The 15,116-nt window shown below is 41.2% G+C and carries 8 protein-coding genes and 1 riboswitch; of the genes, 3 read left to right on the top strand and 5 right to left on the bottom strand.

Going from position 1 to position 15,116, the window contains the following annotated elements:
• Positions 1 to 2: 2 nt before the first annotated feature.
• Genes ACFO6W_RS25095 through ACFO6W_RS25105 form a run of 3 tightly spaced genes read right to left on the bottom strand, consistent with a single transcriptional unit; the run spans position 3 to position 5,503 of the window.
• A complete protein-coding gene (locus ACFO6W_RS25095) occupies positions 3 to 2,372 on the bottom strand; it encodes a TonB-dependent receptor (RefSeq protein WP_380001697.1) in 2,370 nt (789 codons plus the stop codon).
• A gap of 17 nt (positions 2,373 to 2,389) precedes the next feature.
• Complete coding sequence (locus ACFO6W_RS25100; RefSeq protein ID WP_380001699.1) at positions 2,390 to 3,316, bottom strand: sirohydrochlorin cobaltochelatase; 927 nt, start codon at positions 3,314 to 3,316, stop codon at positions 2,390 to 2,392.
• A gap of 9 nt (positions 3,317 to 3,325) precedes the next feature.
• Positions 3,326 to 5,503 (bottom strand): TonB-dependent receptor, encoded by a 2,178-nt coding sequence (locus ACFO6W_RS25105; RefSeq protein WP_380001701.1) that lies wholly within the window; start codon positions 5,501 to 5,503, stop codon positions 3,326 to 3,328.
• Positions 5,504 to 5,554: 51 nt separating this feature from the next.
• Positions 5,555 to 5,864, bottom strand: a riboswitch (cobalamin riboswitch).
• Positions 5,865 to 5,985: 121 nt separating this feature from the next.
• On the opposite strand from ACFO6W_RS25105, the gene ACFO6W_RS25110 reads away from it, so the two are divergent.
• The 3 genes from ACFO6W_RS25110 (at position 5,986) to ACFO6W_RS25120 (ending at position 10,398) form a co-directional block, all read left to right on the top strand.
• The gene (locus tag ACFO6W_RS25110; protein ID WP_380001703.1) at positions 5,986 to 7,284 is read left to right on the top strand and encodes a cobyrinate a,c-diamide synthase; all 1,299 of its coding nucleotides are present in this window, start codon (positions 5,986 to 5,988) and stop codon (positions 7,282 to 7,284) included.
• A 56-nt stretch (positions 7,285 to 7,340) separates the two neighbouring features.
• Complete coding sequence (locus ACFO6W_RS25115; protein ID WP_380001705.1) at positions 7,341 to 7,835, top strand: DUF456 domain-containing protein; 495 nt, start codon at positions 7,341 to 7,343, stop codon at positions 7,833 to 7,835.
• 163 nt (positions 7,836 to 7,998) lie between these two features.
• Positions 7,999 to 10,398, top strand: coding sequence for a family 20 glycosylhydrolase (locus tag ACFO6W_RS25120; RefSeq protein ID WP_380001707.1), 2,400 nt, complete (start codon positions 7,999 to 8,001; stop codon positions 10,396 to 10,398).
• Positions 10,399 to 10,497: 99 nt separating this feature from the next.
• Here ACFO6W_RS25120 and ACFO6W_RS25125 read toward each other — a convergent pair whose 3' ends face one another.
• Entirely contained in the window at positions 10,498 to 12,714 is a 2,217-nt protein-coding gene (locus tag ACFO6W_RS25125; RefSeq protein ID WP_380001709.1) for a tetratricopeptide repeat protein, read from the bottom strand.
• Positions 12,715 to 12,761: 47 nt separating this feature from the next.
• Positions 12,762 to 15,053 carry a cation:proton antiporter gene (locus tag ACFO6W_RS25130; RefSeq protein ID WP_380001711.1) on the bottom strand — a complete coding sequence of 764 codons (2,292 nt, stop codon included), beginning with the start codon at positions 15,051 to 15,053 and terminating at the stop codon, positions 12,762 to 12,764.
• Positions 15,054 to 15,116 lie beyond the last annotated feature (63 nt).

Raw genomic sequence — 15,116 nt, forward strand, 5'->3', positions numbered from 1 at the left:
TTCTACAGGCTGTATGCCAGAGTAAACAGGTAGTTGCGAGGCATGCTCGGCACCATCTGTGTACCCAATGACTGATTATAATATTTCTCATCAAATACATTATTGACATTCGCCCTTAGCTGTATTCCATTTTTCAGCTTATATGAAACACCCAGGTCGGTCAGCCAATATGCGGGATATACGACACCTTTGTCGACTGTCCTGTATACATTATCCGTGTATGAAACTGTCAGATTGAAACCCAGATTGCTGAACACCCCCTTAGATATCCGGTAGTTTCCCGCCGCAAAAAATGTATTTTTGGGGATTCCAGCCAAACGCATTCCTTTTTGCACCTCTTCTTCCATGTATTCATTCTTCTTTATATCACGGATTGCAGCATCGGTATAACCATAACCGAAAGACAGGGCTGTATTATCTACAGGGGTAAGGGTCAGTTCCAACTCAAGGCCTTTCGATTCCGATGATCCTACAACGCCTACTACACTTTTTGTTACTCCGTCTTCGACCACTCCTGTCTTCAACGTTTTCTTCTCATTGTTTTTGCGGATATAGAATGCGCTTGCTGTCGCCTGTAAGATGTTATTGAGAGAATATCGTACACCGATTTCCCCCTGATATCCCGTCTGAGGCTTGAATACCTGATCTCCGTCTTTGGGTTCGAACCTGTTACCTTCGGCATTGATATAGATAATGTTAGAACTTACTATATCCCGGTACGGCATAAAGAAATTGGCAAAAGATCCATATACAGAAAGATTTGTAGCAGGTAAATAAACCGCGCCAAGCCTGTATGTAAAAGCGGAAGTTGTAGTTTTGTCGAATTCAGGTTGATCTGAATATTTCCGTTCTTTAGATATTGGATTTATTGTGGCTGTGGCTGTTTTAAACAAAAAATGATCGAAACGGCCGGAAACCATCACTTTAAACTGATTCGAGAGTTCCAGTAAGTTCTGAAGATAAACACCATTTGTAATATTACGTGTCGCGGTTCCTGCACTAAAATGAGGGTCCATATATCCCATACTGTGAGGATTATAAACAGGGACTTTAGAGTTCAGGCCGGGCCCGTCAATTAAATCAGAAAGTTGATAAGTCTTGTTTGTTTGAGGATTTGTACCTCCATAACCACGATAAGTATTGCGATGAAAATAAACGAAATTGTATCCTCCCAAATAATTATATTTCATACCGTTGTCAAACTCAATTTTCCCCGATGCCTCAAGCTGTTCGTTTATCACATGCACTGTATAAGCAAAACGTAATGGATATGTGAGCTGTACCGTATCAAGTTGAATATAGACTGTAGAGTCACGTAATCCGTCTTTACTCTTTCTTATATAATGATGATCGTATATAGGCTTATCCTCTCCACTTTCACGATATGTCAAAGTTTCGGTACTGAAGTAGTCTATATTATCGTAATTATAGGCCAGTCTGTTTTCAATCTTCAATGATTCCGATACCTTATTACTATAGCGGACAGAGATATTCGAGCCGTTATTTATCATGAAATCAGATTCATTGTTGTACCTCCACCGCCTGTTCAGACCGGGAAGCATATCCCCTTTCGACAAATATTTACTACCATCAGCATTATAAATATCATTCGCCATAAACTGGGGCAGGCCAATCTCCGTTCCATACCAGTCACGGTTAAAACCGGCCCGTATATCCAGTTCCTGCTTAGCATCCAATTGTCCGCCCAAAGCGAAATAGCCGGAGAAACGTTTGTCGTTGGTATATCTGTAACCTTCGTTATCCGACCAGTTAACGACAGCCCTGTAATTGAACGGCCCGAAAAATTTTCCTCCAAAATCAATCATAGCCCTCTTATTATCCCATGACCCATAACTCATCAGGGCATTCAATGTATTCTTTGATGTCGGTGCTTTTCTGATTACGTTCAGAACACCACCGACTGTAGAATGGCCGTACAGAACAGAAGCCGGACCTTTGAGCAATTCGATAGACTCTACCGAAGACAAATCGGGTAAGGGAGCAGAATTAGTAATAGAAGTACGCTCGTCCCTCACTCCATCTATCATAATCGGTGTATAGTCGAATCCCCGAACTTCAAATTGCTGATATGCACCATAGGTAGTACGCATACGGGTGTTAGGCAAGAACTTTACAGCATCCTGCATATTCACGATACCTCTCATATCCAGGGTATTTGCCAATACTGTAGTTACAGAAAGCGGCAAATATTGGAGAGGTACGTTGAGTTTGCCTACTTCGTTCTTTTTCAGATTAGTACCCACAACTTCTACTTCCCGAATAGAGAAGATCGTGTCTGTCATAGTTTTATTTTGGGCAAATACATTGCCTATCATCATGGTACCGATGATTATATATAGATATTTTTTCATTTGTTTTTTGTCTTTTATTAATGCATTACTTCCCCCGTAACTTCATAGATGGCTTTTTTCTTCATTATCCCGATTTTACGGTGACCGGTTTTAAATTTGAGATGGGAAATATACAAGTCCTGTATCGCTGGATTTTCCCCCAAGCCTTTCAACTGTAGTTCCACAGTGAATCCTTCTTCTTCCAAATCATTCTTCCAGTCTTCGGCAATATCATTTTTTGCATGTTCACCAGCCACAAACATAAGAGGAGTCAGCACAACTTTCTTGAGCCCCGAAGCTTTCAGCTGCGCCAGCATGTCTTCGAAAGCGGGATACCCTTCTATCGTACCTACAAAATGATTTTTATGACCCTTGGCTTTCAGCATGTAATCAAGCATTGCATATTGAGCCGTAGTTGCATCGTATGTTCCGTGTCCTACCCAGACATAAGCTATCTTACCGTCAGTATCGTCTGTCAGTATTTCTGTCACCTTTTCATAATCCTCAGGGGTATAAAGCAAGGGATTACCTACGCGTATATCTTTAAATAAGGGTTCTATTTCGGCCACATTCTTGTCCAGTGACTCCATTTCCACTCCGTCGATAATCGTAGATGCCTGTATCAAAATATGAGTATATCCATCTGAATGTAATTGTTTCAAAGCCTCTAACGGATTCTGTTTGTTTATACCCCGTTCGCCTAAGCGTTTGATAATTATGCGCGAGGTATAAGCTTCACGCAGTTCCACTTCAGGAAATTCTTTCCTCACTTTATCATTCAGTGCATCTATGGTCAGTTCACGGGTATCGGCATGTGTAGTTCCAAAATGCACCATCAGAATAGCAGCCTTATCTCCCGGCTTCATCGTCTTGAAGAAATCGGAGTGTTCATAATTTCCGCCTCCGTGGGCAAGAACCGGTAATACTGCAATATATAATAGTATAGTTGCTAAAATATTTTTCATATATCCAGATTATTTACTGAACTTTAGAGACAAACTCACATAAAAGACCCGTCCGGGGGACAGTGTAGCGTAATTTGCCCCGAAAGGCTTGTCGTCCACGAAATCAAAAATATTTTCGATACCGAAGCCCGGTTCTACAACAAAACCGTTGAAATTCTTCAAACGATGGCGGGTCGCCACGTTCCATTGATTATATGCGCGCGCGGGATCTTTATCTCCCATATAACGGCTGCTTTGTATCCGTCCGTTAAAGTTTATGTTCGAATCTACAATCCACCATTTTTTATTCCAGTTTACATTTCCTGTACCGATATGCTTGCTGGAACGCACCAACGGCTTACCTGTATCGTAATCCTTGGAATTTACATAACTATAACCCAGCCCTATACTGAGTCCCGCACCAAGGTATGAATTCACGGAGGTTTCGAATCCGTTTACACGGGCTCTGGATGAATTGGTGTATTCCTGTTTTTTCTTTATCCCTTCATTCTTTTCATCTTGGGTTATCGTTTCGGTAACATCCCTTGTCTGGATAATATTCTTTATCCGATTGATATATCCTGTAACAGAGACTGTCAGAAAATCGTTGTGATATTCGGTATTCAATGAGTAATAATTGGATGATTCCGGCTTCAGACCGGAATTACCAAGACTTAGTGTAGAACGCGTTATGGTTCTTGTATATAATTCTTTCATATCCGGAGCGCGGAATCCGGCCGAATAAGACGCCCTGAAATTGAAATGATCGAGTGAATACATTCCCGACAACTTCGGCGTAAACCTATTTCCAAATGCTTCATTATAAACATAGCGGAAGCCGGGCACGAATTGCAGCCTGCTATCCAGCAGCTTTATCTCATCCTGCGCATATACCGAATATGTATATACATCTCTCGAACCATCTTTTGTATCCGACTGACTTTCAATATAATCCAACTGATATTGCGTTCCTACCGAAAGGCGATTGTATTTACCTAAGCTGAATATGCCTTTCAGGTTAGCGTCATAATATTTCTGTCTTCTTTCCTTCGATTCATCCCCGTTTTTATAATTACCATCATCCTTGATATATTCACGGTAATATTCAAAATTGTCGGTATATAAATCCAGTGTGATTACAGCCAGATCTTTAAGGAGATACCTTGCTCCCGCACTTATATTATAATCTTCATATTTCATATCATACGCATATGACGATACAGGCCTTTTCAGCTTCTTGTCATAGAGGCTTCCTTCTGCGTATATGCTTAGGGATTTATTCGGCCTCACAGTGAATTTCTGGCTCACCACATCAGAATAATTTGTATTCACGGCCATTTTATCTGTATCTATCAGCTTATCACCCGATGTCTCCTGCGTGTTTAACTGCCAGCCATCGCTCTGGTTACGCTGAAAGGATGTTGAAGATGAAAACCATTTGTAATTTACATCAGCGTTTATAGCCTGTGAAAATTGTCCATATCCGGCATAACGGGTATCGGATGTGATAAATACTGACTCTTTAGGATTTTCAGTAATAATATTAATAACTCCTCCCATTGCTTCCGATCCGTATAATGCCGATGCCGCACCTTTAAGCACCTCTATACGCTTTACATTCTTCATGTTTATCCGCGACAGGTCTGTATTACCCGACACATCTCCTGCAAGCTTTTTCCCATCTACCAATACAAGTATATAACGATTACTTAATCCGTTCATCTGCATATAAGAACCCATAGCCGTGGTCATGAAAGAAAATGACGGGCTGACAGCCATCATGGCATTATCGAATGTGGGAATATTGATATTCTCCAGTTCCTTTTTGGTAATCATATCCATTGCTACAGGGGTATTCTTTAGTCTGTTGTGCGTACCTGTACCTGTAATTACTACTTCATTTAACTTTAGAGGTGATTTCCTTAAGATAAATAAGATATCACCCCGGGATGAAGCAACATCAATCTTATCTCCATTGTAGTCGAGAGCAGATGCTCTTAAAGTGTGTTTTCCTTCGGGTACTCTCTGCAAACTAAACTCTCCGTTCTCGTCCGTCGAAGTTCCCAGTGTGGTGTATTCGATCCATACACTGGCACCCGCAACAGGGTTCTCATTTTCATCCACGACTTTTCCCTTTAAGGTCATTTGGGCAAATGCCATGCTTACAATACAGCACAGGATGGCTGTAACCAATACTTTTTTTCTCATTAAAATGCGAAGTATAATGTTAGTAATTATATTCTTGGCCCCGAGAATATTTAATTTATTGTATGCTAGGCAGGTTTCCTGACTTACTCCATCTCTGAACGGCCTTCCCGACATTCAGTTAACAGTGAGCAGTTAACAGTCAACAAAGAATTGATAACAGTTGACTGATGCATGATAACTTTCAATCAGTGGTATTTGGTCTTGTTCAAAGACTTTTTTCAGAAACATTGTTAACTGATGACTGTTAACTGTTAACTGAATAGAGCTTACAGTAGCGGGCACTGTTCCGGAATTTAACCGGATTCCCTTTTTATGTAAAAGACGGATGTCTGTTTACATCACCTTAGCGGCAGCAAAGTTAATTTTTTTAAATATCAGAAAAAAGTATTTAAGGAAATAATTTGCAAGTATATTATTTTCTATACACCGATACGGGTTTCATATCCCATATTTTATACTTTTGCTGAAGAAAAAGAAGAATCATGACATATACATCCAATTTCCTTATCTCGGCGATAGCTTCCGGCTCCGGTAAAACTACAGTTACTTTAGGTTTATTAAGAGCACTCCGGAACAGAGGGCTGAACATACAACCCTTTAAATGCGGGCCGGATTATATAGATACGAAATATCACGTCCTGGCGGCAGGAAAGGAATCTGTCAATCTCGACCTGTTCTTATCGTCGGAAAGCCATATAAAGTATTTGTATAATAAATATTCGTCGGATAAAGATGTCTGTATCACCGAAGGTGTCATGGGGCTATTCGATGGATACGACCGCATGAATGGAAGCAGCGCGCAAATAGCAGAGAAACTGGATATACCTGTCATATTAGTCCTGAATGCAAAATCGATGGCCTATTCGGCAGCGGCCCTGCTCTATGGCTTCAAGAATTTCTCCGATAAGATAAATATTACAGGCGTCATATTCAATTTTGTAGCTTCCGAAAGCCACTACAATTTCTTAAAAGATGCCTGCCACGATGCAGGACTTGAGCCATTGGGCTATCTGCCTAAAAATACTGATATAGAAATACCGTCCCGCCATTTGGGATTGAATATCGACGAACAATACCGCTTCGATGATTTCGCCGACAAGGCTGCTGCCCTGATAGAAAAACATATAGACATAGACAGGCTACTGTCCGTTACAGCAAAAAGAGAATCGGATGCAGGAGTAATAAAAGAAATTAACGTACCCTTACAGGGGTTAAGGATAAGCGTAGCCCGTGATGCGGCTTTTAACTTCATGTATCATGAAAATATGGAATACCTGAAAAGGATAGGCGCTGTGTCTTATTTCAGCCCGCTGCACGACAAGCATCTGCCTGAATCTGATTTTGTCTATCTGCCCGGAGGATACCCGGAGTTATATCTTAGCGAATTAAATAATAACCGGACGATGCAGGACAGTATCTGCCATTACGTTGAAGCCGGAGGTAAAGCACTCGCCGAATGTGGTGGCATGATGTACCTTTCATCATCCATTTCCGATGAAGACGGTACTGAATACGCGATGGTAAATATTTTCGACCAAAAAGCCACAATGGAGAATATGAGGCTCAAACTGGGTTACAGGCAATTCGAATATAACGGCGTATTACTCAAAGGACACGAATTCCACTATTCTTCCATAAAAAGCGAACAACAAAGCGTTGTACAACAATACACAGCCAAAGGGCAACCCACAGATACCAAACTATTGCGCTATAAGAATGTCATCGCAGGTTACACGCATCTGTACTGGGCAGATATGGATAACCTGATGGACTTATTTTAAAACCGGTGACTATTAGGCATCCATTTAGTTACTATATTTGTAGAAATATATAACGGATGGCTATAGATATTATTCTTACCATAATAGGCGCGATACTCATTATCACGGGTATAATCGGCTGTATCGTACCCGTATTGCCGGGCATTCCGCTCAGTTATGCAGGTATTTTCCTGTTACACCTCACATCGAAGGTTGAATTTTCCTCCCGGTTTCTAATCATATGGGCCATTGTTGTCATCATTGTACAGATACTGGATTTTTATATCCCTATATGGGGTACCCAGAAATTCGGCGGAGGAAAGAAAGGTATTTGGGGTAGTGCAATAGGAATTATCTTCGGTCTGTTCTTTCTTCAACCCTTCGGTATCATCCTTTTCCCATTTCTAGGAGCTTTCATCGGAGAACTGATAGACGGCAAAGAACCGAAACCCGCTCTTAAAGCCGGATTTGGAGCCTTCATTGGATTTATGGCCGGAACAGTAATGAAACTGGCTGTAGCTTTCATTCTTGCTTTTTACTTTTTTAAAGAGGTAATTGGTATCTTTTTCTGAAGCTTTTATAGAGTCTGTATAGGTAGCCTTCTCAGGTTTTAACATTTGAGACGGTATACTTTCCAAATGTTAATTAACAGTTTTAAAATACAACTAAGCTAAACGATGCTTATATTTGTATGTATTATAGAGAACCTTTAATTAAAATTAAATCATTATGCTAATGAAAAAACTCGTTCCTTTGTTTTCTCTGGCAGCTATGGTGCTGATAACATCGTGCAGCGAAACGGAACCAACTGTGGAGAAACCCTACAACCAAGGTATAAACATTACTCCTATCCCGCTAGAACTGACACAAAAGGAGGATACTTTTAAACTTTCAAAAAGTATAGTTTTCGTCTCCGGTAATGCAGATATAGATAAGGTCGCTGCTTATTTTTCCGCAAAGATAAAGGCTTCGACAGGCTACGATATCAAAACGGTAAAAGATAAACCGGCTTCCGGCTATATCGATCTGAGTATCACTCCTGAACTGGATGTCAACGACGAAGGATATACATTAGACATAACTAATCAGGGCATAGACATACAGGCAAAAACACCTCAGGGATTATTCTACAGTATGCAAACGGTTATGCAATTGCTACCGGCCGAAATAGAAAGCCCTACTCTGGTAAAAAACATAGCCTGGAATATTCCGGCCGTGACAGTGAAAGATGAACCCCGTTTCAAATACCGAGGTCAACATCTCGATGTATGCCGGCACTTTGTCGATGTAGACTTTCTCAAGAAGCAACTGGATGTACTGGCTATGTTTAAAATCAATAAATTCCACTGGCATCTGACAGAAGACCAGGGTTGGCGCATCGAGATAAAGAAATACCCTAAACTGACTGAAATGGGATCTGTCCGTACCGAAGGTGAAGGAAATACCTATGGACCGTTCTTCTACACGCAGGAACAGGTGAAAGAAGTAGTAGCCTATGCCAAAGAACGGTTTATAGAAGTGATACCCGAAATAGAACTTCCCGGTCATGCTGTGGCGGCATTACATGCTTATCCGGAATTATCATGCACCGGAAAACCAATCGAAGTGCGTAACATCTGGGGTGTTGCAAATGATGTTTTCTGTGCAGGAAACGATTCAGTATTTCAGTTTCTTGAAGATGTGATTGCCGAAGTAGTTCCTTTGTTCGAAAGTGAATATTTCCATATCGGCGGCGATGAATGTCCGAAAATACGCTGGGAAAAATGCCCTAAGTGCCAGGCCCGTATCAGGGAACTTGGATTGAAAGGCAATAAAGAACACAGTGCGGAAGAGATGCTTCAAAGCTACTTCGTTCAGCGGATAGAAAAAGTTCTGTTGAAACACAACAAAAAAATGATAGGCTGGGATGAGATACTCGAAGGCGGACTTGCTCCATCTGCAACTGTAATGAGTTGGCGGGGAGAAGAAGGCGGTATCGCTTCGGCAAATATGGGACATGATGTAATTATGACCCCGGGAGCATGGCTGTATGTGGATAAATATCAAGGAGATGCTAATCTTCAGACAGTAACTATAGGCGGACTTCTGACTTTGAAGAAGGTATATAATTACGAACCCGTTCCTGAATCAATTGCCGATGACAAGAGACATCACATACTTGGAGCTCAGGCGAATATGTGGAACGAATATAATTATACCGGTGAGGAGATGGAACTCGACATGTATCCGCGCGCTATAGCCCTGTCTGAATTGACATGGTCCGCAAAGGAAAATAAGAACTATGAAGATTTTGAACGACGTATCGACAACCAACGTGTACGTCTCGATATGCACGGAATCAATTACTACATACCTATGCCGGAGGATAAAGGCCCTTATACGATAAAATACTGGGGTGACTCTGTCAGTGCGCCATTCTCGTGTAATTTCGTAGCATTTACAGATCAGGCAACACTTGACTTCAAGACAACCGAACCGGCCAGAATGGTTTATACGACAGACGGCAGTGAACCTACACTAAAATCGGAAGTATTTACAAAACCGTTGACATTCACTGAAAATACGACACTGAAAATACGTTCGGTACTACTTTCCGATAAAATGAGCCCTGTACGCACTATTACAATAGAAAAACAGACATACGCCCCTGCGGTAGAAAAGGAGAAAGATGCTAAACCCGGGCTAAAAGCAGAATATTACAAAGGATACGCAAGAACGGTTGCTGAGCTGAATGGTAAAACACCGGCTGAAACCGAACAGATAGCCACACCTCTGGATGCCAAATACAGAGTTAAAAACTATGTGGAAGTATATGCCGACGATTTCTATTCCCATATCCTGACCGGCTATATCAATATCCCTGAGGATGGAATATATTATTTCAATACAGATAGTGAATTCTGGATCGACGGTACATATTTAATCTCTAATGAGAAGGATAATAATGGCACTGCCCGCCGTTTCTCCCGTAGCAACAAATCCATCGCTCTGGCAAAAGGCGCTCATGCTATCAAGATAATAAGATTGGGAGCAATATTCGGAGGATGGCCTACTCAATGGGACCCGGTAATGCTTTCGATACGCAAGGCCGACCAGCCGGAATTTGTTCTTATGGATGCTTCTTATTTTAAATAAAAATTTTCAGTTAGATTTTGAAAGCCTTTGGAGATATATTTCTCCAGAGGCTTTTCTATATTCTTTCAGCTAAATGCGACAGCCTATAAAACAGCCAACTTATCCCATTCCGTATTTCACCTGATCGAATAAAAAAGGAAATATCCGCCCGTCTACACCGTGATTGATAAGAGTGACTCTGTCAGCATCGAAAAGCATCTGGAACAATTCAAAATCATTGTCCTGATACAAAGCCTGCTTATAATATTCGATTGATTTCTTTTTGTTTCCCATACATAGTTCCACATGTCCGGCATTCAGATAATCATGCACTGTCGGCTTGCCCGCCAATATCCGGATGTAGTATTTTTGAGCCAGATCATATTTTTTTTGCAGGAAAGCTGTCCATGCAATCGGACGCTGGGCTTTTGTCCCTTTACTGTCGAGCAATTCTACTTTGAAATAAGTATTTAACGCCTGTTCGTAGTCGTTCAGTTCCAGATAGCAATGACCGATATTCAATTCTATATTTATATTATCGGGGGTCAGTTTCGCCGCTTTCTTATAATATTCCAGTGATAGTTCGGGTTGTTTCTGCGAACGGTACAATTGGGCAATACGTTTGATTATCCATGAATTATCAGGTTTGAGTAAATCTGCTTGCAGATAAGCATCGAGAGCACCGTCCAGATCATTAATCATTTGCCGGCAATAACCGATCTTCTGCCATATATCATCACTCTTATCGTCGATAGCTATAAGCCGGTTGAAGATATCAAGGGCTTCACCAAAATTATTTTTTTCGAAACAATACAGTGCTATTTTCTTCATATCTTCTATGTTTGATATAAGCGGGGCTATCGATTTCTTATCATAGAAATTGAGACTCAGCCTGAATATATCATAGAAACTGTTTCGGGAAGGATTCAGTTTGAAAAAACGGTACAAATCCTGGATATACTGATTCGACACCACTTCTTCATCTACTGCAGGATTCATTTCCTTGGCCTCCTTTTGCAACTGTTTTATCTCTTCCGATTCAGCCCCCATACGTCCGAGCATCATTTCACGCTGAGCCGCCGGAATTTGCAGAAGGCTCAGACAGAATGAATATTTATCGGAATTGCACATATGTCCCGAATCCACTACAGCAGCCTGTAACAGGGCGCTTTTCTTTTCTTCAGGGAATAGGGTGGAAAATTCAGAGTATGAAGGATCAAATGGCAGAAACCAGTTGCCTATATCGGAGAAGAATGAAAAATTCTTTAATCCCGAAAATGTAGAGTGGAATACGTCTGCTCCTTCCATCTGCAGATTGGAATATTCCTGTAATTTTTTGCCCAGGCCGGATTCTTCCAATTCTTTTTGCCATTCGGGATTCTTTTCAGAGAAGTCGGTATCGCCTCCCATCAGTTCATCCATATTGAGTTTCCTTCCCGCCAGATTATTGAATTTCATCATCTCAGGAAGTATTTCTTCCTTGATCTTTTTGGTTATCTGCTCTGTTTCCCGCGAACGGATAAGTTGTATGATAGTTCTTAATACGGCTTTCCGGAACTCCGGCTTTTCGGAGAGTATATCCAGTTGATTCTGCAATTCGGGGTATAACGGCCAGCGCACGTCATACATTTGCATTACTACGACCAGACCCACGATTGCCCTGGCCCTCAGTTGTATATTTTCTGAAACTGAAGCCTGCATCAAGACCTGTATTTTGCGGAAATCGAAACGATGAAACAGACTCAAAGTAACCGCCGACAGGAACAGGCTTTTTTCACGTACAGGCAGGTCGAAATTATTTATAAACGAAATATAGTTATTAAAGTCATTCACATCGGAGCGCGGCGAGACGAATACCATATTGAACATGTCGGATGCTATCCGTTCACGTTTTACAGCCAGCTCACGTTTCCTATTTGTTTTCTCTTCACCGTCTTCGAGTAGATCAATCAGGGCAATAGAGTCGGCCACATCTTTTAGTTGTGAAGTATAGTCGGATATTGTACCACTTTTCAGTGCATTGACACGAAGTTTTTCGTAAAAGACGTTCGAAGACTCGATTCTGAGTAACTCATCAGCCGAATCATCCGCCAGTTCATATAATGAACGCAATAAGTTATGATACACACTCTCCCGCTCAGGGTCTTCAACCCCTTCAAAAAGGTAATGGAGCATAAATTTATAGTTTGTCTCCAGTTCACTGAGTGTTTCAGTAATTTTCCAGTCCTGCGTATTTATTGTCAGTTTCATTAATGACTCAAAGGCATCTTTTAACTGTCTTTTTGACAGGTTTTGAAGAATATCTTTCTTTAATGAAATTATGTCGCGGCTATTCATACTTTAGTTACGAGTTATAAGTTACAAGTTTACCAGAGTCCCGGCAATTAATTAGTAAGGACTAAAGTGGACGGTGCATCTTTCATCAGTTTAGGGTTTCTGCTATCCAGTTCCTTCCAGCTATTGAGGCTGATCATTATCAGATCCTGCTTCTTCAGAATATCACTATCGATAGGAATATTATTGTTCCAAAGTTGGAACAGATAAGGGTTTATAGCCTTAATAGCGCGAACGGATTTTATAAAATCCATCGAAGTATCCATCAGTCCGATGGCATCCCAAAGAGTGATGCGCACATATGAGTTTTCAGCCAGCCGTTCCATAAAACTTCCTACAAAGATGTCGTCCTCGTCGAGTATGGGAACAAATATATTCCTCATACTTACCAGTCCTTTATCTATACCTCTATCAACAAATATGCCAACCGGCATATCGCTCTTGGAAACAATGGTCCTTTGTCCTTCGTCGAGGGGTGCCAGCAGCATGCGGCTCCATTTTTTCTGGTTCCCTAATTTTGTAAGTAAATAATTAGGTAGATGAAGTATCCTGTTAGAGAAGCCGAGGAAACGCCCCAAAACATTATCTGATAAAACAGAGCCTTGATAACCGATCAGCAGAAAGTCATACTCTCCTTTGTTTGCAATCTTGGCAACACTGTTGTTGGTATCTCCCACAACTTTGAATATAGGGATGAAGCTTTGTTGCAGGCTGTGAGCCTCCTCTTCCACCGGTTTGAACATCTCCTCTTCTTCTTCCTCTATACCATATTGATACAGCAGGTTTCCTTCCGAAAGATGAAGCATGGTAAGTTCCGAAGCCGCTTGCTTCTTCCTTATGAAACTATTCGCTAGAAACATTAGTTTACGCCCCATTTCAGGGCTTTGGAACCATACCAGTATTTTATATTTATCTTCCTCAACCAAATCTGTATCGGCATGCTTTTTCTTAAATACTTTATCTATAAGACTAAGCAAAGGAGAGGTCATAAATGTAGTGGTTAGCGCCATCACAACCATCATAGCAAAGACTTCGGGGGTAAGGATGCCCAGGTCGAGCCCGATATTGAGAACCACCAGTTCCATTAATCCCCTCGTATTCATCAGTGCCCCGATAGTAAGGCTATCTTTCCAATTATTGCCTACAAACCGTGCGGCAATTGCGCTTCCCATTGTTTTCCCAAATATAGCAAGGAAAACAATCCCCCCGCAGATCATCCATAAGCCCGGTTCGTTGAGCAGGCCTATTTCAGTGCGCAGGCCGGTGAAGACAAAGAATAAAGGAAGTAACAGTACCAATGAGACATCTTCTATTTTCTCGGTAAACAGATTTCTGAAATTGAGATTGGGCGGCATAATCACACCTGCCAGAAATGCACCGAACAACGCGTGTATACCAATTATTTCGGTAGCATAGGCCGACAGAAACAATATCAAGAAAAACACACCGATAACCGACTTGCTTATGGTTCTGCCAGACAATTGCAGATCAGCTATCCGTTTGAGGAAAGGGCGTACAATCTTGAACATAGCCAGCACGTATAACAAAGCGAGAAGTATGATAAACAATGAACTTGCAAACGAGCCGGCCTTAACAACGGCTATAACGGCGGCTAATAAGCACCAGGCCGTAATATCATCTATCGCGGCGCATGTGATGATAATGGCACCTAAAGGCGTTTTATTGATTCCTCTCTCGTGTATAATTCGCGCCATGACGGGAAATGCGGCAATACTCATGGCAATGCCCATAAATAACGCGAAAGGGAGAAATATGGTACTTTGGTGTGTAAAAGTTCCAAAAAGACAGTAGGCGACAAGAACACCCAATGTAAAGCAGACGGCAATACTGGTATGGCTGATTATAAGGGCATTATTGGCTTTGTTTTTTAAGGTTCTCAAATTCAGTTCCATGCCTACTATAAACATAAACAGGACAAGGCCTATCTGACTGAGAAAACGTATATTTTCGAGGGAGGAGGCAGGAAAAAGAAATTCGGATACCTGAGGAAAATAATGTCCCAGGAGAGAAGGGCCGAGAACTACTCCTGCAAAAATTTCACCTACAACCGTAGGTTGCCCTATTTTCTGGCATATCCATCCGAATACCCTAACAGCCAACAAAATAACTACTATCTGTAATAATAATACAGCTACAGGAGCGGCGAAGTCTTCGGTCAGATGATGTAAAAAATCACTCCACGCAGAAGTGGTCGATGCCAGCCCGTATACGTTTTGTTTAGCTTCCAGATTATACCTTCCAACTCTGACGATAAAATATATCAGTGCCGAAAACAGGCCTATGATAGATGTGTAAAATATAAGGTTTCTATATTTTTTCATAAACTTAATACGCTGTTTATGAGCTTACTTTTTTCTTTCAGATACAAAGATACAATTTAAAGT

This window comes from Dysgonomonas termitidis, assembly GCF_042654545.1.
GTDB classification, from domain to species: domain Bacteria; phylum Bacteroidota; class Bacteroidia; order Bacteroidales; family Dysgonomonadaceae; genus Dysgonomonas; species Dysgonomonas termitidis.

What these genes read in the sequence shown, in the direction of transcription:
- ACFO6W_RS25115 (WP_380001705.1), top strand. Translation starts at nt 7,341, where the DNA reads ATGGCTATAGATATTATTCTTACCATAATAGGCGCGATACTCATTATC.
- ACFO6W_RS25100 (WP_380001699.1), bottom strand. Translation starts at nt 3,316, where the DNA reads ATGAAAAATATTTTAGCAACTATACTATTATATATTGCAGTATTACCG.
- ACFO6W_RS25120 (WP_380001707.1), top strand. Translation starts at nt 7,999, where the DNA reads ATGAAAAAACTCGTTCCTTTGTTTTCTCTGGCAGCTATGGTGCTGATA.
- ACFO6W_RS25095 (WP_380001697.1), bottom strand. Translation starts at nt 2,372, where the DNA reads ATGAAAAAATATCTATATATAATCATCGGTACCATGATGATAGGCAAT.
- ACFO6W_RS25130 (WP_380001711.1), bottom strand. Translation starts at nt 15,053, where the DNA reads ATGAAAAAATATAGAAACCTTATATTTTACACATCTATCATAGGCCTG.
- ACFO6W_RS25125 (WP_380001709.1), bottom strand. Translation starts at nt 12,714, where the DNA reads ATGAATAGCCGCGACATAATTTCATTAAAGAAAGATATTCTTCAAAAC.
- ACFO6W_RS25110 (WP_380001703.1), top strand. Translation starts at nt 5,986, where the DNA reads ATGACATATACATCCAATTTCCTTATCTCGGCGATAGCTTCCGGCTCC.
- ACFO6W_RS25105 (WP_380001701.1), bottom strand. Translation starts at nt 5,503, where the DNA reads ATGAGAAAAAAAGTATTGGTTACAGCCATCCTGTGCTGTATTGTAAGC.